Raw genomic sequence first — 20449 nt, 5'->3', positions numbered from 1 at the left:
GCTATCCGCCAACTGCCGATAACCCATTCGGCCGTTGTGGTGACGCGAGGTGTCACGGTGCGCGTCCGGCACACTTAAATGCGCTGGTAAACAGCGTAAAAAGCGTAGCGAAGCTCACTCGAACGGGCGCCGGGCTGAAGCATGATTCAACGAGACAGATCTGCTGTCAGAACTGTGGGAAGGCGCACTCGTTTGCCCGTGTGGCGCAGCGCGTACCCCCGAACGGTCCACCTCCGGTCAGGGGCAGACTGGTCCGGTGAGTCCGAAACCCAGACGTGGCGAGCTCCGCATCCACCTCGGCGCCGCTCCCGGTGTCGGCAAGACGTTCGCCATGCTCGGTGAGGCGCACCGCCGGCGGGAACGCGGCACGGACGTGGTCGTCGGATTCGTGGAGACCTACGGCCGTGCGAAGACCGCTGAACTGGCCGAAGGCCTGGAAATCGTCACGCGCAGGCGCTCCGGGCACCGTGGCGTCGAACTCACCGAGATGGACGTCGACGCCGTGCTGGCCCGTGCTCCGCAGGTCGCCGTCGTCGACGAACTGGCGCACACGAACGCACCTGGGTCCCGTAATGCAAAACGATGGCAGGACGTCGAGGAACTCCTCGAAGCCGGGATTGATGTGCTGTCCACGGTCAACATTCAGCACCTGGAATCCCTGAACGACGTCGTGCACCGCATAACGGGCGTCCCGCAGACGGAAACCGTGCCGGACGAGGTCGTGCGCAAAGCGAACCAGATCCAGCTCGTCGACCTCACGCCGGAAGCTCTGCGTCGCAGGCTCGCCCACGGCGACGTCTACGCGGCGAACAAGATCGACGCCGCGCTCGGCAACTACTTCCGCGTCGGAAACCTCACCGCGTTGCGCGAACTCGCGTTGCTCTGGGTCGCCGATCAGGTCGACGTCGCGTTGCTGCGCTACCGGGCCGAACAGCAGATCACCGACACGTGGGAGACGCGCGAACGTGTCGTCGTCGCCATCACCGGCGGCACGGAAAGCGAGACGCTCGTCCGTCGCGCGCGTCGCATCGCCACGCGCGCGGGTGGCGACCTTCTTGTCGTGCACGTGCTTCGCGGCGATGGCCTCGCAGGGGCTGATCCGCACTCACTGCAGAAGTACCGCAAGCTCGCCGAGGATGTCGGTGCCACGTTCCACACCGTTGTCGGCGACGACGTGCCGACGGCGTTGCTGGAGTTCTCACGCGGCGTCAACGCCACACAGCTCGTGGTCGGCACCTCGCGCCGTTCGCGGTTCGCGCGCGTGTTCTCGGCTGGCATCGGCTCCACTGTCGTGCAGGAGTCCGGTCCGATCGACGTCCACATGGTCACGCATCCGGCGACGACCACCGGCTGGCGCGCCCGGTTCGCCGGCAGTCCGTTGAAGCCGAGCCGGCTCGCATTGGGCTGGTTCCTCGCGGTGGCCGGTCCCGCGCTGGTCACGGCCGCCGGGGTGTCGTTGCGCGGCGGCCTGAACTTCTCCACCAACGTCATCGGCTATCTGCTGGTCACGCTCGTCGTGGCGATCGTCGGCGGGCTCGGCCCCGCGATGGCCGCCGCGCTGATCAACGCGCTGCTGCTGAACTTCTTCTTCACCGAGCCCTTCTACACGTTCACCATCGACGCGCAGCAGAACGTGCTCACCTTCTTCGCGATGATCATCGTGGGCGTCTCCACGGCGTTGGTGGTGGACCACGCCGCGCGCCGTGCGACCCAAGCGGCGCGCGCTCGCACCGAGGCCACGCTCCTTGCGTCGTACGCGCGCACCGTGCTGACGAACCCGCAGCCGCTCGCACGGCTGTTGGAGAAGGTGAAGGAGAACTTCGGCCTCACGTCCGTCGCGCTGTTGGAACGTGTCGACGGCTCGTGGGAGCGCGTCGCGTGCGCAGGCATCGGCCCGTGCGACGAGCCCGACGACGCGGACGTCGACATCGCCGTGACGCCGGACGTGCACCTCGCGCTGCGCGGCCGTTCGCTGCCCGCGTCCGACCGCCGCGTCCTGGAGGCGGCCGCGGGCCAGGCGTTGCTCGCGCTCAGGCAGCAGCGCATGGCCGAGCAGACCCTCGAAGCCCAGCGCCAGGCCTCCCGCACGGAACTGCGCACCGCGCTGCTCTCGGCCGTCGGCCACGACCTCCGCACGCCGCTGACCTCGATCAAGGCGTCCGTCGGCTCGTTGCGCGACCCGGAGTTGACGTTGTCGGACACCGACACCGCCGAGTTGCTGGAGGCGGTCGAGGAGTCGGCGGACCGCCTGACCGGCCTCGTCGACAACCTGCTCGACTCCTCCCGCCTCGCCGCCGGCGCCGTGGAGCCGCAGTTCCGCGCCGTCGACTACTACGAGGCCGTCGCACGAGCACTGGTCGGCCAGGCCGGCGACGTCGAGGTCGACGTGCCGGAGTCACTGCCGCCCGTGCGCGCCGACATCGGCCTGCTCGAACGGGTGATCGCGAACGTCGTCGGCAACGCCGTGCGTTACGCCGGAGCCGTGGCGGTGCGCGCCTCCGCCCACGGCTCCGAGGTGGAACTGCGCGTCGTCGACCATGGCCGCGGCCTGCCCAGCGGCACCGCGGACCAGGTCTTCGCCCCGTTCCAGCGCCTCGGCGACCGCACGCCGGGTGGCGTTGGTCTCGGTCTGAGCGTGGCGAAGGGCTTCACCGAGGCCATGGGAGGCACGATCACCATGGAGGACACACCCGGTGGCGGCCTCACCGTGGTGATCTCACTCCCCGCCGAGGAGAGGATCGCGTGACAAAAGTACTGGTGGTCGACGACGAGCCGCAGATCGTGCGCGCCCTGCGGATCAACCTGTCGGCCAGGGGCTACGAGGTCCTCACGGCCCACGACGGCGCCACCGCCCTCCGTGTGGCAGCGGAGGGCAAACCGGACGTGGTGGTTCTGGACCTCGGTCTGCCCGACATGGACGGCACCGACGTCATCGCGGGCCTGCGCGGCTGGACCACCCTGCCGATCATCGTCCTGTCCGCCCGCACCGACTCGGCCGACAAGGTCGACGCCCTGGACGCCGGCGCCGACGACTACGTGACGAAACCGTTCGGCATGGACGAACTCCTCGCACGGCTGCGCGCCGCCGTCCGCCGCTCGTCCGCGACCGGCCCCGAGGACGAGCCCATCGTGCAGACCGCCTCGTTCACCGTCGACCTGGCGGCGAAGCGCGTGCTCAAGGACGGCGCCGAGGTGCACCTCACGCCCACCGAGTGGGGCCTGCTGGAGGTGCTGGCGCGCAACGCGGGCAAGCTCGTCGCGCAGAAGCAGCTGTTGCGGGACGTGTGGGGGCCCGCGTACGAGAAGGAGACGCACTACCTGCGGGTGTACCTGGCGCAGTTGCGGCGGAAGCTGGAACCGGAGCCCGCCCGGCCGCGGCACCTGCTGACCGAGCCGGGCATGGGCTACCGGTTCGAGCCCTAGCTAGTGGCGCGACCCGGAACGTTGGCGAGGTAATCCATGCTCAGCAGGCCGCCTCGCGGCGCCGCCCCCACGCCCCGTACAACCAGTACGAGGACGTGGGGGCGACACCACGATGCACCCGTCTGACCACGAATTCCCCCGGCAACGTTCCGGGCCACACCACTAGGGCTTCGGATCTGGCGCGCCGGTGCTCGACGGTGTGGACGACGGCGGCGTGGCCGACGACGCCGACGAAGGAGGCGTGGACGAAGGCGGCTCCGTGTGGGGCGGCGGGGTGCTCTCCGGCTGCGTCTGCGTCGGCTGCGCCGGGTCGGTGGTCAGTTGCGGCTGCTCCGGCGTGCCTGGCTTCGGCTGCTCCTGCGGGCGCGCGGCCTGCCTGCGGTCGGGCTTGACCGACGACGGCGCGTCGGAGGACACCGTGACCAGGACGGTGCTGGTGCTGCCGTCCGGTGCCACGCTCGTGACGGTCTGCACGACGTCGGCCCCCGTGCGCTCAGGGCTCGCCTCGCGGCCGGACGCGGCGAGCATGGACGCCACCGTGGCGAACAGGGTCGCGACGACCACACCGCCCGCGGCCAGCAGCACGGCTGTGCCCACGCGCTTCTTCGGGGCCTCGGCCGGTGACTGCGGATGATCTTCCTCGAACACCACTCGCTCCTCGGGGGAAACCCGGTCGGATGGACTTGTGTTCGAGTTATCGGCGGAAACGAACCAACGCCTCAGTTACGCCACACCTTCGTGTAGCACTGCGTCACTGGGCGGTGACTGGCGTAACTCTAGGCCGGTGGCGTCGTTGAGGACGACCCCGGCGGGTTGGGGTCGGACGGCGGAGTGGACGGCGTCGAAGGGGGCGTCGAGGGCGTCGATGGCTTGTCCGGGCTGGACGGTGGGCTGGGCGGCGGGTCGTCGGTCGTCACCGTCGTCGTGGTGCCGTCAGCGCGCGTGATGGTCGTGACCCGCGTCTGCCTCTTCGGCGTCGTGGTCGCCGAGGTGGTGGTGGTCTCCGCGGCCGACGACGTCTGCTCGACGGTCGAGGACGGCGCGGTCGTCGGCACGATGCTCAGGGCGTCGCGCCCGGCCTCCTTGCGCGGCGGCTGCGTCGCCGGGGACTCGTTCGCGGTGTTCGAACCCGCGGCGAGGGAGGCGACGGCGGCGAAGACGGTCGCCAGCACGACGCCTGAGGCGGCCAGGACGATTTGCGGTGCACCTCGGAAGATGCGCGGGCGCGAGTCCGGTTCCGGGCTCTCGTACACGAAGTTTCCCCTGCTCGAACGGTCAGCGGCCGAAGTTCTGGGTCCAGTAGTTACCGCGGGTGTCCAGGCCCACGCCCATGGTTGTGAAGGTGCAGTTCTCGATGTTCTCGCGGTGGCCGGTGGACTTCATCCAGCCGTCGACGACGGCGGCGGCGGTGGGGTAGCCCATCGCGATGTTCTCGCCGCCCGGCTTCGGGTAACCCGCCTCGCGCATGCGGACGTCGAACGTCCTGCCGTCCTGCGAGGTGTGCGAGAAGTACTTCTTGGTCGCCATGTCCGTGCTGTGGGCCTGCGCGGCGGTCGTGACGCGGTCGTCGATCACGAGGGCCTTGCAGCCCTTCGCGGCACGGGCGTCGTTCACGAGCGCGAGCACGGCCTGCTCCGGCGTCTGGCCGGTGGGCGGCTGTGTCTGGGCGGGCGGCTTCGGCGCCTCGGCGGGTGGCGTCGTGGTGGACGGGGCAGCCGGCGTCGAAGGCGTGGAAGGAGGCGTCTCGGTCGTCGTCGAGGTGGCGGGCACCGAGGAGGTCGTCTGAGGCGCGGACGTGCCGTCACTGGTGTCGCCGCCGGACGGCTGCCTGCCACCGTTGGGTGCGGCGGCGTTGCCCGTTCCGAACTGGTTCGCTGGGTCGGTGCTCTCCTGCTGCGCGGCATTGGTGGAGCCGATGCCGAGAGGGGAGGTACCGGTGATGGCGAGACCGCCGATACCGGTTGCACCGATCAGCAGGCCGAGTAAGAGGCTGCGGGCACTCACGGGTCGGGACCGTACCACTAATGGGTGACAACCCCAGAGTGCGTCTTCAGTCACCTGGTGTGACTACGCAACCATTCGGAGGTGGACGTGCGACTAAACGCGTGGGTGCGAGGACGGGTTCAGGGCGTTGGTTTTCGCTGGTGGACGCGAACCAGGGCACTAGAACTGGGCCTGGTCGGGAGCGCTTCGAACAGGCCGGACGGCCGGGTCGAGGTCGTTGCCGAGGGTCCGCGGGAGAAGTGTGAACAACTGCTGAAAGCTCTCCGTTCGGGTGAAACCCCCGGACACGTCGACTCTGTCGGTGAGCAGTGGTCTGATGCCAGGGGCGACCTGACCGGGTTCGTCGAGCGCTGAACCGTTCTCCGAGAGCCGGCGTAGTAGGGAATCGTGGACTCCTCAGAAGACGTCCTCATCCAGCTGTACGACCGCTGGCGGGGCCCGCTGCTGCACTACGTGCTGCGGCTGGTCGACGGCGACTACCAGCAGGCAGAGGACGTCGTGCAGGAGACGCTGCTCCGCGCGTGGCGCAACCACGAGGATCTGAAACCGGACGACGCGGCGCTGTGGCTCTACACGGTCGCCAAGAACCTGGTGATCTCGGGTTACCGCCGCCGCAACGCACGCGCGACCGAGGTTCCGCTCGAACCGGTGGACCTCCCACCGGTCAGCGACCAGGTCGAACACGTGCTGCAGACGTGGCAGATCGCGTCGGCGCTGCGGGCGCTCACGCCCGAGCACCGGACGGTCGTCATCGAGCTGTACTACCGCCGCCGCACCGTCGCGGAGGCCGCCAGGACGCTCGGCATCCCGCCGGGCACCGTCAAGTCGCGCTGCTTCTACGCACTGCGGGCGCTGCGCGACGCACTGGAGGAAAGAGGGGTGACCGAGGCGTGAGCTGCCAGCACACCGTCGACGTCGGCGCCTACCTCTTCGGCTCGCTCGACCTCTCCGAACGTGCCGCGTTCGAACGTCATCTCGGCGGCTGCGACTGCTGTCAGGCCGAGATGCTGCGGCTGGCCCCGCTGCCGGGGCTGCTCGGCCGCCTGACCCTGGAGGACGTCGAGAACCTCGACGAGATCCCCTCCCGTCCGCCCAGGCCGGACCGCCGCCGCCGGGTGGTGCTGGTCTGCGCGGCCGTCCTGGTGACGCTCGCGCTGGCCGGCGGGATCGTGTTCCTGCAGGCCCCACCGCCACCGACCTGGGCCGCCGAGAACCCCGGCACCGGGGTGAACGGCGAGGTCTCGATGGTCCAGAAGTCCTGGGGCACCGAGATGTGGTTCAAGCTCGAGGAGGTCAAACCGGGCGCGCGCTGCAAGGTCATCGTGTTCGACCGGCAAGGGCAGCGTGAGGTCGGGGGCTGGTGGGGTTCCGATCACGGGCCTGACGAGCGGATTCCCGGTTCCACGTCGTTCCGGGTCGACCAGATCGACCGGTTGGAGGTGTCGGACGAAAGCGGGCTGTTGGTTACTCTCCGTCCATAGACGCGCAGGTCAAGGCCCGCGTCCCGCATCACCCGCAAGCGTTTGGGTACTCTGCCCCGCGTGCATCTCAAGAGCCTGACGCTGAAGGGCTTCAAGTCCTTCGCCTCGGCTACCACGCTGCGCTTCGAGCCCGGCATCACCTGTGTGGTCGGCCCCAACGGGTCCGGCAAGTCCAACGTGCTCGACGCGCTGCGCTGGGTGATGGGCACGCAGGGTGCCAAGGACCTGCGCGGCGGCAAGATGGAGGACGTCATCTTCGCCGGCACGTCCGGCCGCGCGCCGCTGGGCCGCGCCGAGGTGACGCTGACGATCGACAACGCCGACGGCATCCTGCCGATCGAGTACACCGAGGTGTCGATCACCCGCCGCATGTTCCGCGAGGGCGCCACCGAGTACGAGATCAACGGCAACTCGTGCCGCCTCATGGACATCCAGGAACTGCTGTCGGACTCCGGCATCGGCCGCGAGATGCACGTGATCGTCGGTCAGGGCCAGCTCGCCGCGATCCTCGAGTCCAAACCGGAGGAACGGCGCGCGTTCATCGAAGAGGCCGCCGGCGTCCTGAAGCACCGCAAGCGCAAGGAAAAGGCGCTGCGCAAGCTGGAGGCGATGCAGGCGAACCTGACGCGCCTCACCGACCTCACCGCGGAGCTGCGCCGCCAGCTCAAGCCGCTGGGCAAGCAGGCCGAGATCGCCCGCCGCGCGCAGGTCGTCCAGTCCGAGCTGCGCGACAGCAAACTCCGCCTGCTCGCCGACGACCTGGTGACGCAGCGCGAGGCCATCGCGCAGGAGGAGCACGACGAGGCGAAGGCCCGCGCTCGCCGCGCCGAGGTCGAGAAGTCGTTGCAGGCGGCGCAGTACCAGCAGAACGAGCTGGAGGAGCGGGTCGCCGCCGACTCGCCGAAGCTCCAGGCCGCGCAGGACACCTGGTACCGGCTGTCCGCTTTGGAGGAACGCCTCCGTGGCACCGTGCGCCTCGCCGCCGAACGAGCCCGCCACCTGTCCGCGGACGTGGACGCGCCCAGCAGGGGCCGCGATCCCGACGACCTCGACCGCGAGGCCGAGGAGACCGCCGAGATGGAGCTGGAGCTCCAGGAAGGCGTGACCGAGGCCCGCATCGCGCTGGCCGAGGCCGTCGAGACGCGCGCCGAACTGGAACGCATGGTCTCGCAGGCGGAGAAGGCGCACATCGCCGCCGTCCGCGCGATCGCCGACCGCCGGGAGGGCCTCGCCCGCCTGTCCGGTCAGGTGGAAGCGTTGCGCAGCAAGACGAACGCGACCGCCGAGGAGATCGAACGCCTGTCCGTCACGCTGTCGGAGGCGTCCGAACGCGCCGAGTACGCGTCGATGGAGCTGGCCGAGGCCCGCGAGATCACCGGCACCGAGGACGAGGACGACCACGGCCTCGACGAACGCCACCACCAGGCCGTGCAGTCCAACGACGCGGCACGGCAGCGCGTCGAGGAACTGGTCAAGGCCGAACGCACCGCGGAACGCGACATCGCGTCGTGGCGCGCTCGTGTCGACGCACTCTCGCTGGGCCTCACGCGCAAGGACGGCGCGGGCGCGTTGCTCGCGTCGGACGTGCCGGGCCTGCTGGGTTCCGTCGCCGCGCTGCTGACCGTCGAACCCGGCTACGAGGTCGCGCTGGCCGCGGCACTCGGCCCGATCGCCGACGCCGTCGCGGTGTCGTCCGGTGACGGCGCGCTCGCGGCCCTGAAGTTGTTGAAGGAGAAGGACGGCGGCCGCGCCGGCGTGCTGATCGGCTCGCCCGGATCCACTGTGGACACCTCGCGGTGGGGCAACCTGCCGCACGGCGCGAGGTGGGCGATCGACGTCGTGCACGCGCCCGAGGCGTTGCGTCCGGCGTTGGCTCGCGCGCTCGATCGCCTTGCTGTGGTGGGAGATCTGGACACCGCGGCCGGGTTCGACGGTCGCGCGGTGACCAGGGAGGGCGACCTCTTCGGCACGGACTGGGCCGTCGGTGGCTCGGGTGCCCAGGGCCAGAGCGTCATCGAGGTGCAGGCCGCCGTCGACGAGGCACAGGAGCAGCTCGCGACCGCGGAACGGGCGCTGGAGCACGCAACGGCCGCGCTCGAAGGCGCCCGTGCCGAGCAGCAGGCCCGCCGCAAGGTGCTCGACGCGGTCAAGGAGGCCATGCAGGAGGCCAAGGTCCGCCAGGCCCGCTCCGGCGAGCGGCTGAACCGGATGGCCACGGCCGTGCGGTCCGCGCAGGCCGAGGTCAACCGCATCTCCGAGCAGCGTGCCAGGGTCGAGCGGTCGCGCGAGGAAGCCCTGATGAAGCTGGGCGAGCTCGAAGAGCGGCTGCTGATGGCCGAGGAGGAGCAGACCCTCGACGACGAGCCGGACACCGGCCAGCGGGACGCGCTGGCCGCGGAGCTTGCTGAGGCCCGCCAGGCCGAGATGGACGCGCGTCTGGTGCAGCGCACCGCGGAAGAGCGCGCACGGGCGTTGCAGGGCAAGGCAGAGGGCCTCCGTCGTGCCGCCCGCGCCGAGCGTGAGGCCCGCGAACGCCACGCCCGCGCCACCCAGCACCGCGCCCGTGGTGCCGTGGTCGCGAAGGCCGTCGTCCGCGGCGGCGAGCAGGCGCTGGAACGCATCGAGATCTCGCTGTCCCGTGCCGCCCGCGAGCGCGACCAGGCCCAGGAACGCCGTTCGCAGCACGAACTCCTGCTGACCCAGGTGCGGGGCCTGGTGCGGGAGATGTCCGGCGAGCTGGAGAAGCTCGTCGACGCCGTGCACCGCGACGAGGTCCTGCGCGCCGAGCAGCGCATGCGCATCGAGCAGCTGGAAACCAAGATCGCCGAGGACTTCGGCATCGGGCTGGAAGATCTTGCCAACGAGTACGGCCCCGACGTCATGGTGCCCGCGTCGGCCGCCGAGATGGCCGAGTACCAGGCCGCCAAGGAACGCGGCGAGCAGGTCTCCGAGCCGCAGCCGATGCCGTACGACCGCGACACCCAGCTCCGCCGCGCCAAGCGCGCCGAGCGCGACATGTCGTTGCTGGGCAAGGTGAACCCGCTCGCCCTGGAGGAGTTCGCCGCGCTGGAGGAGCGCTACAAGTTCCTCTCCACGCAGCTCGAGGACATCAAGGACACCCGCCGCGACCTGCTCACGGTCGTGAAGGAGGTCGACGACAAGATCCTCGAGGTCTTCTCGCTGGCCTACGAGGACGTGGCGCGTGAGTTCGAGATCGTCTTCAAGGTCCTGTTCCCCGGCGGCGAAGGCCGCCTGGTGCTGACCGAGCCCGGCGACATGCTGACCACCGGCATCGAGTTGGAGGCCCGCCCGCCCGGCAAGAAGGTCAAGCGCCTGTCGCTGCTCTCCGGCGGCGAGAAGTCGCTGGCAGCGGTCGCGATGCTGGTCGCGATCTTCCGCGCCCGCCCCTCACCGTTCTACGTGATGGACGAGGTCGAGGCCGCGCTGGACGACACGAACCTGCACCGGCTGATCGGCCTGTTCGAGCAGCTGCGGGAACGGTCACAGCTGCTGATCATCACGCACCAGAAGCCGACCATGGAGATCGCGGACGCGCTGTACGGCGTCTCGATGCGCGGTGACGGCATCTCGCAGGTGATCTCGCAGCGGCTGCGCACGACGGGTGACGAGCCCGCGCGTGCGAAACCCGCCGCGGTGGCCGAACCAGTCGCGGCGGCGGAGCCCGTCGAAACCGCTGATACTTCGCCTGGACCGGCGGAAACAGAGGCCTGAGAAGGGCGGTCGGGGCAGGCTTGAACCGGCCTCGCGCCCGCTCTGCCGGACGGACCTGTCAGCGATCTTGCGCGGACCTGGCACCGATCTTGAGCCGCAGCCGGGACGCCAGCGACGAGTCCTGGCGCTGCTCGACGAGCGGCAGCGCCCGCCGGTAGGCCTCGCCCGCCTCGGCGGTCCTGCCGAGGGCGAGCAGGGTGTCGCCGATCTGCTCCACCGCCAGCGCCTCCTGGAACCTGCTGCCCAGCTCGCTGAAGAGTGCCGCCGCGGCGCCGAGCGACGACAGCGCCTCCGCGTGCCGTCCGGTCGCGTGCAGAACGGAGCCGAGGGTCGCGCGGCTCATCGCCTCGGCCTCGCGGTCGCCGAGAGCCATGCTCGTCGTCAGGGCCTCCCGGCAGTGCTCCTCGGCCACGTCGAACTTGCCCGCCTTCGTCGCGTGCAGACCGACGGTGGTGATGGCCTCCGCTTCCCAGGCGGGGCTTCCCAGCGAGCGCGTCAGAGTGAGCGCGTCGAGCGCGACCTCCAGGCCTGCCAGCGGATCGCCCTGCTGTTGCAGCACGTGCGAGAGCGTGATCAGTGCGGCGACCCGGCGCCACCGGTCGTTCTGCGCCTCCGCGAACACGAGTGCCGCGCGGAGGTGACGCTCGCCTTCCGCGAAGGCGTTGACATTCAGGCGCTGCTTCCCGAGCAGCAGGTGCAGGACGAGGAGCGCGGTGGGGTCGTTCAGTCGTTGCGCCGCCGCCAGACCGTGCCGCAATGCCGCGACGAAGTCGTCCATGTGGCGCCTGCCGAGTTGGTGGTAGCTGTCCAGCGCCCACGCCAGCTGCCAGGACGTGGTGTCGTCAGCGACCCGCTGGAGTGCCAGGACCGTGCGGTGTTCCGCGTCGAACCACGCCACCGCCGCCGCCCGGTCCTCGAACGCGAGCGGCACGGTGAAGCACGGCGTGAGCGTGATCGGTCTGCGGCTGGAGAGGATCAGGCGGTCGGCCGCGGCGGCGGTGTGCAGGACGTGGTTGGTCAGCCGGTTCAACGATTCGCTCAGGTCTGGCGGAGCGGCGTTTGCTTGGCCGTAGAGGCGCACGAGGTCGTGCATCCGCCATCGGCCGGGGAGGTGCTCTTCGGCCAACGAGACCCGTTCCAGCGTGCGGAGATCGCCGCGCACGCGAGGGTTTCCGGTCAACGCCTTCGCGCACTCCAGGCTGATGTCCGGACCCGGAGCGGCTGCCAGGAGGCCGAACGTGCGGGCGTGATCGGGTTCCAGCGCCCGGTACGACGAGGACAGCACGACCGTCAGTGACGCCACCGGATCATCGAAGTCCATGGCCTGCAGGCGATCGGACTCGTCCCGTAGTTCGTCGGCGAGCACCGCGAGCCCGAAGCCCGGCCGCATCCGGGCGTGGCCGGCGACGGCGCTGAGCGCCAGGGGCAGCCCGGCGCACCACGTGAGCAGCTCGTCCACGGCCACCGGCTCCGCGTCGAGCCGCGCGGTGCCCAGCCGTTCGGCCAGCAGCAGCCGGGAGTCCTCAGCGGACAGCGTGGTGAGCGGAAGTGCCCGCGCCCCAACGGCCGTGATGACGCCGTACAGCCGGTCGCGGCTCGTGATCAGCACCGAGCACGACGCCGTTCCCGGCAGCAGCGGCGTGACCTGGGCGCTGTCGGCCGCGTTGTCCAGCACCAGCAGCATCCGCCGATCGGCCACCGTGCTGCGGAACAACGCCGCCCGCGCGTCGACGCCGTCGGGCACGCTGGTGACGCCGAGGCCGGCGAGCATCCGCTGCAACGCGTCCGCCGCCGGCACGGGTTCACCGGACGGGGTGAACCCGAGGAGGTCGAGGTGGAGCTGGCCGTCGGGAAAGAGGTCCAGGTGGTCGTGCGCCCAGGACAGGGCGAGCGCGGTCTTCCCGACGCCGCCCGGCCCGCTGATCACCACAGGTCCCTCGCCCGTGGCGTCCGTGAGCGCGGCGAGGTCCGCGGCCCTGGCGCTGAAGTGACCAGGCCTGGCCGGGAGCTCGCGGGGCACCGCGGACGTCGTGGGTGGTCCGTCCAGGATCCGCTGGTAGACCTGCCGGGTCTCCGGCGAGGGATCGACGCCGAGCTCGTCGGCGAGGCGCTCCCGGAGCGAGTGGTAGTGGCACAACGCGTCGTGCTGCCGCCCGCACGCCGTCAGCGTGAGCAACAGCTGGCGGGCGAGGCGTTCGTCGTGCGGGTGCTCTTCGGCCAACGGGTGCAGTAAGGGCAGCAGTTCCGCGTGCCGGCCCAGCCGGAGCTGCGCGTCGTGCAGGTCGAGCCGGGCGGCGAGGTGCTCGGCGGCGAGCGCGGGCCGCGTCGCCTCCAGTCCCGGTGCCGTCAGACCGGTGAAGGGCTCGCCCGTCCACAGCGCCAGTGCCTCCGTGAGCGTCGCGACCCGGTCCTGGTCGTCCGCCCGTGCGGTGGCGACCAGCGCGCGGAACCGGTGCAGGTCGACCGAGCCGGGATCGGCCTGCAGCACGTAGCCGCCCGAGCGCTGCCGCACGGAGATGTCCGGCGGCAGAGCGGCGCGCAGCCGGGAGAGGTAGCTGTAGAGGGCGTCGCGCGGTTTGGCCGGTAGCCGTTCACCCCAGAGGTCGTCGACGAGCTGTTCGGTCCGCACCACGCGGTTCACGTTGATCAGCAGCACCGACAGCACGGTGAGCACGCTGGCGTGCGAGGTGGCGAGCGGACGGCCGTCGATCGTCACCTCGCCGAGCAGGCGGAACCGCGTCACGCGCCGCGCGCGTCCAGCCGTGCCGCTTGTTCCGGGGTGGGCGCGGTGCCGCCGAGGTGCGCCGGAGCCCACCAGGCACCGGGCTCGTTCGGGTAGGAGGCCTGCGCCGTGTCCAGCAGCTCCTGCATCCGCTTGCGCAGCACGTCGTCGCCGGAGTCGCCGGGGGAGGGCTCGAACGGCTCGCCGATGAGGATGGTGACCGGCACGTGCCGCTGGGTCAGGTTCTTGGGACGGCCCTTGGTCCACAGGCGCTGGGTGCCCCACAGCGCGACGGGGATGATCGGCACGCCGGCCTCGTGCGCCAGGCGGTTCGCGCCGGACTTGATGTCCTTGATCGTGAACGAACGGCTGATCGTGGCCTCGGGGAAGATCCCGACGACCTCGCCGGTGCGGAGCGCGGACAGGGCCTGCTGGTAGGAGCCCTGACCCGCGCTCCGGTCGACGGGGATGTGGTGCATGCCGCGCATGAGCGGGCCTGCGATCTTGTTGGCGAAGATCTCGTGCTTCGCCATGAACCGCGTGAGACGCCCCGAGGGATGCGCGCCGAAGCCCGCGAAGATGAAGTCGAGGTAGCTGACGTGGTTCGACGCCAGCACCGCCCCACCCGTGCGGGGAACGTGGTGCGCCCCCTCGACGGTGATCCGCAGGTCGAGCACCTTGAACATGAGCTTCGCTGCGGCGATCACCGGGGGATATACGCGATCCGACATGCTTCCGAACGGTAGCGTAGGAAGCTACTGACCGGTTGCGGCCCCTTCGTGTTCTCGCATGATCTTTGGCACGCCCGCCAGATCCTCGTCGTTGCACAGCAGCTTGAGGTCGTAGTACGGGTTGCCGTGGGTGTCGTCGTAGTCGAGATGGACTGCGATCACGTCCACGGGCTCGCCCAGCCAGTCCTGGGTCTGCCGCAACCAGGCGGCAGCGCGTTCCAGAGCTGACGGAAGATCATCGTCTCGGAATTCGACCGGCCGATACGGAACACCCTGGACACCGTCCCGGTTGTTCGGCGGCAAGGGCAGGTCGACGGCCACCCCGGATTCGTTGAGATCGAGTTGGATCGTTTCCTCACTCACTGTAGAAGAGTCCCCCACCCTCACCTGCCCTGCAAGCCCGAATCTGGGGGTTGCGCCTGCGACGTGGGTGTTCGTGACACGGCATACCAGCGCCGCGGAGCCCACCGGTGTGAGTGATGTCTCGTGCGTCATGTAGTGCGCTTCAAGAACGCGATGTCGCGCTTCACCTTGGCGATCCGGTCGTGGGTGGGCATGAGCACGCGGGACAGAGCGGCCAGCAGCCGCTCCAGATCCTCGGCCGCGCCCTCGGCGTCACCGGCCTGGTAGCGCAGGTTCGCCAGCAGCTGAGTGGTCTCCAGGACGTCGTCGTGGTCGGGACCGAGGACGCGGGCCTGGTCGCGCAGCAGGGGCACGCAGACCTCGATGGCCTTGCCGGCCTGCTTCGCCGTGCCGAGCACCCGCGCCAGGTTCAGGCGAACGCCGAGGGTCCGGGGGTCGTCCGCACCCGCCAGGCGCGTGAAATCCCTCGCGAGCGCCCTGAACTCGCCGGCCGCGCCCCTGAAGTCGCCCGCATGGGCCCTGGCCTGCGCCTGAGCGTTCCTGGCGGTCAGCTCTTCGAGTTCTCCGACGGACGACATCCGCGCGATTTTACCGGGCAAACCGTTCGTGACCTGGGACAGGCGAAAACTCCCTCGCTTCGAACGGCCGTGCGAGTGACCATTCCTTCTATGTACGACATCCGTTTCGCCGAACCTGGCGACCTCGGCGCCACGATGGCGCTGCTGGTCCGGCTCCAGGCCGACAAGGCACACCACATCGGGTACCTCGGTGAGACAGTCGAAGAGCTCCGCGCGGAGCTCGGCGAGTTCGAGCCCTCCTGGGCGGACTGCACGGTGGTGGCCGTCGACGCCGACGACAACATCACCGGCATGCTCAGCGTGGAGATCGATGCCGAGCTCGGCCGTGCGTGGCTGCACGGACCGTTCGTCGACGTACCGGTCAACCACCCCGCGGGCAGCCGCATCTGGGACCAGACCGCCGACGCCATGTTCCGGCGCGCCGCCGAGCTCCTCACCGGCATCACCGACCTCGAGCTCTACGGGCACACAGCCCACCGGCGACTGGCGGCGTTCGCCGAACGGCACGCCTTCAGCGCCGGCAAGGCGAGCGCCATCCACATCCTCGACAACGGGGACCTGCGCACGTTGCTGCTCAGGGACGCGAAATGTCCCAGCGACCGTGAGATGCGCGTCCTCCCGACCGACCGGTTCGTGCACGAGGCCGTCGCGGTCCTGCACGAACGATGTTTTCCGCACACGTACCTGTCCGGCAAACAACTCGTCGAATCCGATCCGGCCAAACGCACGGTCGTCGTCGCCATGGACGGCGAACGCGTGCTCGGCTACGCCGCGGGCAAAGCCCAGCCCGAGGAGTACTACGTCGACTTCGTGGCCGTCGAGCCCGACGTCCGCGGTCAGGGCGTCGGCGCTGCCCTCGTCACCGAACTGCTGTGGAAGCTCGCGGCGGACCACGGTGCCCGGCCGCAGGCCGCCGCGTCCATCTACGCGGGCAACGAGTCGTCGCAGAACATGTTCGCCCGCCTAGGATTCCGCCTTCACATCGAGCTCGTCTCGTACCGGCACACCGCGTGAGTGCCGCAACTGCAGCAATCCACCCACCAGCAAGGTGACCGCCACCCCCAGCGGCGTGTTCCACCAGCCGGTCAGGGACTTCAGGTCGGCCGTCGCCTTCCCGAAGTAGATCGTCGGCGTGCTGCCGGCGAACTTGACGCCGAGAATCACGAAACCGACGACCAGCACCGTCGACACGAACGCGATGATCGCGTCCACCTGCGTGACGCGCTTGAAGATCAGGCCGAGGAGGAAGGCCCCGAGCAGCGCGCCGTAGGTGTAGCCGGCGATGCCGAGCGCCTGCACCACGATCGGATCCGCCGTGGTCTTGTTCGAGGAAGCGAACAGGCCCGCGCAGACGATCAGCAGACCCGCCCACGCGAGGGTCCAGAGCCGGCCGTGGCGCAGGCGTTCCGCGTCGGTCATCGGGGTCTTGCGGATGCGTTCGTAGACGTCGGTGACCGTGCTGGAGGCCAGGGCGCCCAGCGACGACGACAGCGCGGCGGCGAGGATGCCGGCGATCACGAAGCCGGACAGGCCCGACGGCAGCGAGTTGACGATGAAGTACCCGAAGAGCTCGTCCTTGTTGCCGAGCTTCAGGTCCTTCACCGGGTCCACGCCGTTGTAGAACGCCCACAGCATCACGCCGATGAACAAGAAGAACGCGAACTGCAGGAACACCACGAAACCGGAGGCGATCAACGCCTTCTGCGCGGACTTCACGTCCTTGGTGGACATGAGCCGCTGCACGATCAGCTGGTCCGCGCCGTGCGAGGCCATCGACAGCAGCGCACCGCCGAAGAACGCGGCGATGAACGGGTACGCGCCCGTCAGCGGTGACGAGGTGAAGTCGAAGACCTGGAACTTGTCGACGTCGACGGCCTTGGAGAACCAGCCGTCGGGCAGCTGGCCGGACAGCCACCAGATCACCACGAGGCCGCCGAGGACGTACCAGAGCATCTGGATGGCGTCGACCCACACGACCGCGCGCACGCCGCCGAAGAAGCTGTAGAACACCATCGCGATGCCGAGCACCAGGATGATCGTCCAGTAGTTCGCGTCGATGCCGTACTGGCTCAGCACCAGCTTGATCGGGATGGCCGTCGCGAAGAGCCGGATGCCGTCCGCGAGCAGGCGCGTGAAGAGGAACGTCACGGACGCTGTGGCGCGCATGCCGTTGCCGTAGCGCTTGCCCAGGAACGCGTACGCCGTCACGAGGTCACCAGCGATGTAGCGCGGCAGCAGCACGAAGCTGACGATGATGCGCCCGATGATGTAGCCGAGCGCGAGCGTCAGGTACGTCATGCCGCCCTGCGCGGGCGTCGCCATGTACGCGATCACCGGCACGCTCAGCACCGTGAGCGTCGACGTCTCCGCGGACACGACCGAGAGACAGACGACCCACCACGAGATGCGTTTCTCGCTGACGAAGTAGTCGGTGGACGACTTCTGCCTGCCGCCGATCCACATGCCGAGCAACGGCATTCCGACGAGGAACAGGACGATGATCGCGAGGTCTAGTGCACGCACTTCGGCTCCCCCACATTCAGCTTGGTCACTGGACCGGTGACGGGTTCTGGCAGGCGCAGCGGCCCGGCGCCGGGCGTGATGCTGCCGAGCAGCCGCGGCCCGGACGCCCCGGTCGCGGACGGCGTGTTGCCCGCGACCCCGTGCCACGTCAGGAATCCGAGCAGCGCGGCGAGATAGGCCTCCTTGCCGTCGCGCGGCAGGCCCAGCGAGTCGCTGATCTGCAACGGGATGGGGTCGAGCGCCCTGGTCAGCGCCTCGACCAGCACCGGGTTGCGCATCCCGCCGCCGGACGCGACGACGGTGCTCGCGTCGTGCGCGCGGCAGGCGTCCGCGATGGTGCGGGCGGTGAGTTCGGCGAGCGTGCGGAGCATGTCCTCGGCCTGGACCGTCGGGAAGCCCTGGAGGTACTCGGCGTTGAAGTGCTCCTTGCCGGTCGACTTCGGCCACGGCTTGGCGTAGTACGGGTCGGCGAGGAGCTTCTTGAGGACGTCCTCGCGGACGTTGCCCCTGCTCGCGAACTCGCCGTTGGTGTCCTGGCGCCGTTCGCCATGGGAGAGCACCTCCATGACGGCGTCCATCAGCGCGTTGCCGGGCCCTGTGTCGTACGCGACGGGCCGGCTTCCGGGTCTCACGACGGTGATGTTCGCGATGCCGCCGATGTTCAGCGCGATCGCGTTCTCCGCCATGCCGGCGAGCCACAGCGCGTCGAGGGTGCTCGCGAGAGGCGCTCCCTGGCCTCCCGCGGCCACGTCGCGGACCCTGAGGTCGGCGATGACGGGGACACCGGTGCGTTCGGCGATCCAGGCGGGCTGGCCGAGCTGCAGGGTGCCGAGGCAGTCGCCGTCCTGCACCTCGTGGTGCACGGTCTGCCCGAGCGAGGAGATCAGGTCCGCCGGCAGGTACCCGGCGGCGACTTCGCCGAAAGCCTGTCCGAGCGACGTGTCGAAGGCGCACACTTCGGCGAGGTCCCGTGGTATCTCCAGAAGGTCCTTCGGGAACGGGTGCTCGGCGCACTGCACCGGCACGAGCTCGACGACGTCGCCGTGGATCGACAGGTCGGCGACGGCGACGTCGATACCGTCCATCGACGTGCCGGAAATCAGTCCGATCACCCTCACGACGTGTGGTCTATTCCACAGTGTGGCGGGACGCAAGTGCTTTGGTGAAATCTTCGCCTAATTGAGCAACACATGGTTGACAGGTCACATGAGCGTCTGTGAAACCATGAGCCCGTGTCGACGTCCTCCCTTGTCCTGATCCTCGTCGTCGTGGCGGTCGTCCTGATCGCCGCGCTGGTGACCGGTGTGGTGCTGACGCGTCGCCGTCGCATCAGCCTGACCCAGAAGGAGGAGACGCCGAGGCCTGGCGGATACCAGGCGTCGTCCGGGATCTCGCTGACCCCGGCCGCCCCCGAAGCGGTGGCCGAGCCCCCGGTGCCCGTCGAGCACCCGGTGGCCGAGCGGACCGAGGTAGACGGCCAGCCGGGAGTAGGCGACGACGCCGCCGTGCCACGCGACTCGGCGAAGCGCGGCTTCGTCGAGGTCGACCTGCCGGAAGAGGCGTCCGAGGTCGAGGAGATCGAGCCCACGGCCGGTCGCCTGGAACGTCTGCGCGGCAAGCTCTCGAAGTCCCGCAACGCGTTCGGCACCTCGCTGCTGGGGCTTTTGGGTGCTGGAGACCTGGACGAGGACTCGTGGCAGGACGTCGAGGACACGCTGCTGGTCGCCGACCTGGGCGCGGCGCTGACCACCGAGATCGTGTCGACGCTGCGCGCGAAGATCGCCGGGTCCGGGGTGCGGACCGAGGCTGAGGCTCAGGCGTTGGTGCGGTCCGTGCTCGTCGATGCTCTCGGGCCGGCGATGGATCGCTCTTTGAAGGCTCTGCCGCACGCCGGCAAGCCCGCTGTGCTGCTGGTGGTCGGGGTCAACGGGGTCGGCAAGACGACCACCACCGGCAAGTTGGCGCGCGTTCTGGTCGCTGACGGGCGGACGGTGTTGCTCGGTGCCGCCGACACGTTCCGTGCTGCTGCTGCTGACCAGTTGGAGACCTGGGGTAAGCGGGTTGGTGCGGAGACTGTGCGCGGGCCTGAGGGTGGGGATCCGGCTTCTGTGGCCTTTGAGTCGGTGAAGCGGGGGGTGGACACCGGGGTTGACACGGTGTTGATCGACACTGCTGGGCGGTTGCATACCAAGAAGGGCTTGATGGACGAGCTTGGCAAGGTCAAGCGTGTCGTCGAGAAGCAGGCTGTGGTGGATGAGGTTCTGCTGGTTTTGGATGCCACTACCGGGCAGAACGGGTTGACGCAGGCTCGGGTGTTTGCTGAGCAGGTTGCGATTACCGGGATTGTGCTGACCAAGTTGGACGGTACGGCCAAGGGTGGGATTGTTTTTCAGGTTCAGCGTGAGCTTGGGGTGCCGGTGAAGCTGGTTGGGCTGGGTGAAGGGGCTGATCACTTGGCTCCGTTTGAGCCTGGGGCGTTTGTGGATGCTTTGCTTGGGTGATCGCCTGGTCCGTTCCCCTGGCTTGCGGGCGGCGACCTTGCGGTTGCGTGCGTCCCCTGGGGGCGCTGCCCTGAACTGGTCCCCGGAAGTTGGACTGGCTAAGTGGAGGTTAGGCGGGTTGGTTCTGGGCTCGGTATTGGGCCGGGTTCAGGCCGCCGAGTGTGGTGGAGATGCGGGTGGTGTTGTACCAGTCGATGTAGTTGTCGAGTTCGGTGGTGAGCTCGGTGACGGTGTCGAACTTGGTGTGGTGGAACAGTTCTGCTTTGAGGTGGCCGAAGAAGTTCTCGGCCATGGCGTTGTCCAGGCAGTTGCCTCGGCGGGACATCGACTGGGGCAGACGGGCTTTGTCGAGGATGGCGCGCCAGGTGGGGTGCTGGTAGTGCAGGCCCTG

At 69.3% G+C, this 20449-nt stretch carries 18 protein-coding genes; 8 read left to right on the top strand and 10 right to left on the bottom strand.

Features of this window, described 5'->3' with window-relative positions:
- The first annotated feature begins 256 nt into the window (after positions 1-256).
- Together BLR21_RS23705 and BLR21_RS23700 are read left to right on the top strand one after the other, a co-directional pair.
- Positions 257-2746 carry a DUF4118 domain-containing protein gene (locus BLR21_RS23705; protein WP_256334895.1) on the top strand — a complete coding sequence of 830 codons (2490 nt, stop codon included), beginning with the start codon at positions 257-259 and terminating at the stop codon, positions 2744-2746.
- Positions 2743-3423 (top strand): response regulator, encoded by a 681-nt coding sequence (locus BLR21_RS23700; protein ID WP_090008416.1) that lies wholly within the window; start codon positions 2743-2745, stop codon positions 3421-3423. The genes BLR21_RS23705 and BLR21_RS23700 overlap by 4 nt, the downstream gene beginning before the upstream one ends.
- 162 nt (positions 3424-3585) lie before the next feature.
- Here the strand turns inward: BLR21_RS23700 and BLR21_RS23695 are convergent, their stop codons facing one another.
- The 3 genes from BLR21_RS23695 to BLR21_RS41775 all read right to left on the bottom strand — a co-directional run bounded on the left by BLR21_RS23695 (position 3586) and on the right by BLR21_RS41775 (position 5427).
- A complete protein-coding gene (locus BLR21_RS23695; protein ID WP_143027849.1) occupies positions 3586-4071 on the bottom strand; it encodes a hypothetical protein in 486 nt (161 codons plus the stop codon).
- 128 nt (positions 4072-4199) lie between these two features.
- Positions 4200-4676, bottom strand: a complete 477-nt coding sequence (locus BLR21_RS23690; RefSeq protein ID WP_090008410.1) for a hypothetical protein — start codon at positions 4674-4676, stop codon at positions 4200-4202.
- A 22-nt stretch (positions 4677-4698) separates the two neighbouring features.
- Positions 4699-5427: a CAP domain-containing protein gene (locus BLR21_RS41775; RefSeq protein ID WP_256334894.1), complete on the bottom strand. Its 729-nt coding sequence runs from the start codon at positions 5425-5427 to the stop codon at positions 4699-4701.
- 81 nt (positions 5428-5508) lie between these two features.
- Between BLR21_RS41775 and BLR21_RS23680 the strand changes: the two genes are divergently transcribed.
- From BLR21_RS23680 to smc, 4 genes are read left to right on the top strand one after another with little or no spacing between them, the layout of a single operon-like run.
- Entirely contained in the window at positions 5509-5781 is a 273-nt protein-coding gene (locus BLR21_RS23680) for an acylphosphatase (RefSeq protein WP_090008408.1), read from the top strand.
- Between the two features lie 33 nt (positions 5782-5814).
- Positions 5815-6321 carry a sigma-70 family RNA polymerase sigma factor gene (locus BLR21_RS23675; protein ID WP_090008406.1) on the top strand — a complete coding sequence of 169 codons (507 nt, stop codon included), beginning with the start codon at positions 5815-5817 and terminating at the stop codon, positions 6319-6321.
- Positions 6318-6908 (top strand): anti-sigma factor family protein, encoded by a 591-nt coding sequence (locus tag BLR21_RS23670; RefSeq protein WP_090008404.1) that lies wholly within the window; start codon positions 6318-6320, stop codon positions 6906-6908. Before BLR21_RS23675 ends, BLR21_RS23670 begins: the two co-directional genes overlap by 4 nt.
- A gap of 60 nt (positions 6909-6968) precedes the next feature.
- Positions 6969-10640, top strand: coding sequence for a chromosome segregation protein SMC (gene smc, locus BLR21_RS23665; RefSeq protein WP_090008402.1), 3672 nt, complete (start codon positions 6969-6971; stop codon positions 10638-10640).
- A gap of 58 nt (positions 10641-10698) precedes the next feature.
- Here smc and BLR21_RS23660 read toward each other — a convergent pair whose 3' ends face one another.
- From BLR21_RS23660 to BLR21_RS42685, 4 genes are all read right to left on the bottom strand, one after another.
- Positions 10699-13383: an AfsR/SARP family transcriptional regulator gene (locus tag BLR21_RS23660; protein ID WP_176929763.1), complete on the bottom strand. Its 2685-nt coding sequence runs from the start codon at positions 13381-13383 to the stop codon at positions 10699-10701.
- Positions 13380-14093: a lysophospholipid acyltransferase family protein gene (locus BLR21_RS23655; protein ID WP_090008825.1), complete on the bottom strand. Its 714-nt coding sequence runs from the start codon at positions 14091-14093 to the stop codon at positions 13380-13382. Before BLR21_RS23655 ends, BLR21_RS23660 begins: the two co-directional genes overlap by 4 nt.
- Before the next feature lie 24 nt (positions 14094-14117).
- Positions 14118-14456, bottom strand: coding sequence for a hypothetical protein (locus BLR21_RS23650; RefSeq protein WP_030479697.1), 339 nt, complete (start codon positions 14454-14456; stop codon positions 14118-14120).
- A gap of 128 nt (positions 14457-14584) precedes the next feature.
- The gene (locus BLR21_RS42685; RefSeq protein ID WP_176929762.1) at positions 14585-15034 is read right to left on the bottom strand and encodes a tetratricopeptide repeat protein; all 450 of its coding nucleotides are present in this window, start codon (positions 15032-15034) and stop codon (positions 14585-14587) included.
- Positions 15035-15124: 90 nt separating this feature from the next.
- Here BLR21_RS42685 and BLR21_RS42680 point away from each other — a divergent pair, with 90 nt between their 5' ends.
- The gene (locus tag BLR21_RS42680) at positions 15125-16048 is read left to right on the top strand and encodes a GNAT family N-acetyltransferase (protein WP_176929761.1); all 924 of its coding nucleotides are present in this window, start codon (positions 15125-15127) and stop codon (positions 16046-16048) included.
- Here BLR21_RS42680 and BLR21_RS23640 read toward each other — a convergent pair.
- Both BLR21_RS23640 and BLR21_RS23635 read right to left on the bottom strand, forming a co-directional pair.
- Complete coding sequence (locus BLR21_RS23640; protein WP_090008396.1) at positions 15998-17557, bottom strand: sodium:solute symporter; 1560 nt, start codon at positions 17555-17557, stop codon at positions 15998-16000. The two genes, BLR21_RS42680 and BLR21_RS23640, sit on opposite strands and share 51 nt — an antisense overlap.
- Positions 17545-18669 (bottom strand): anhydro-N-acetylmuramic acid kinase, encoded by a 1125-nt coding sequence (locus tag BLR21_RS23635; RefSeq protein ID WP_090008394.1) that lies wholly within the window; start codon positions 18667-18669, stop codon positions 17545-17547. The genes BLR21_RS23640 and BLR21_RS23635 overlap by 13 nt, the downstream gene beginning before the upstream one ends.
- A 120-nt stretch (positions 18670-18789) precedes the next feature.
- Here BLR21_RS23635 and ftsY point away from each other — a divergent pair, with 120 nt between their 5' ends.
- Entirely contained in the window at positions 18790-20058 is a 1269-nt protein-coding gene (ftsY, locus tag BLR21_RS23630) for a signal recognition particle-docking protein FtsY (RefSeq protein WP_090008392.1), read from the top strand.
- Positions 20059-20167: 109 nt separating this feature from the next.
- On the opposite strand, the gene BLR21_RS23625 is transcribed toward ftsY, so the two are convergent.
- Positions 20168-20449: IS3 family transposase (locus BLR21_RS23625; protein WP_143027847.1), on the bottom strand; the 282-nt coding region annotated here is incomplete at its 5' end.

The sequence above is a fragment of the Lentzea albidocapillata subsp. violacea genome (assembly GCF_900100275.1).
GTDB lineage: Bacteria > Actinomycetota > Actinomycetes > Mycobacteriales > Pseudonocardiaceae > Lentzea > Lentzea violacea.
This window is presented reverse-complemented; position numbering and strand designations above follow the sequence as displayed.

Excerpts from the sequence above, each read along its gene's own strand:
- BLR21_RS42685 (WP_176929762.1), bottom strand. The coding sequence starts at position 15,034 with ATGTCGTCCGTCGGAGAACTCGAAGAGCTGACCGCCAGGAACGCTCAG.
- BLR21_RS42680 (WP_176929761.1), top strand. The coding sequence starts at position 15,125 with ATGTACGACATCCGTTTCGCCGAACCTGGCGACCTCGGCGCCACGATG.
- BLR21_RS23655 (WP_090008825.1), bottom strand. The coding sequence starts at position 14,093 with ATGTCGGATCGCGTATATCCCCCGGTGATCGCCGCAGCGAAGCTCATG.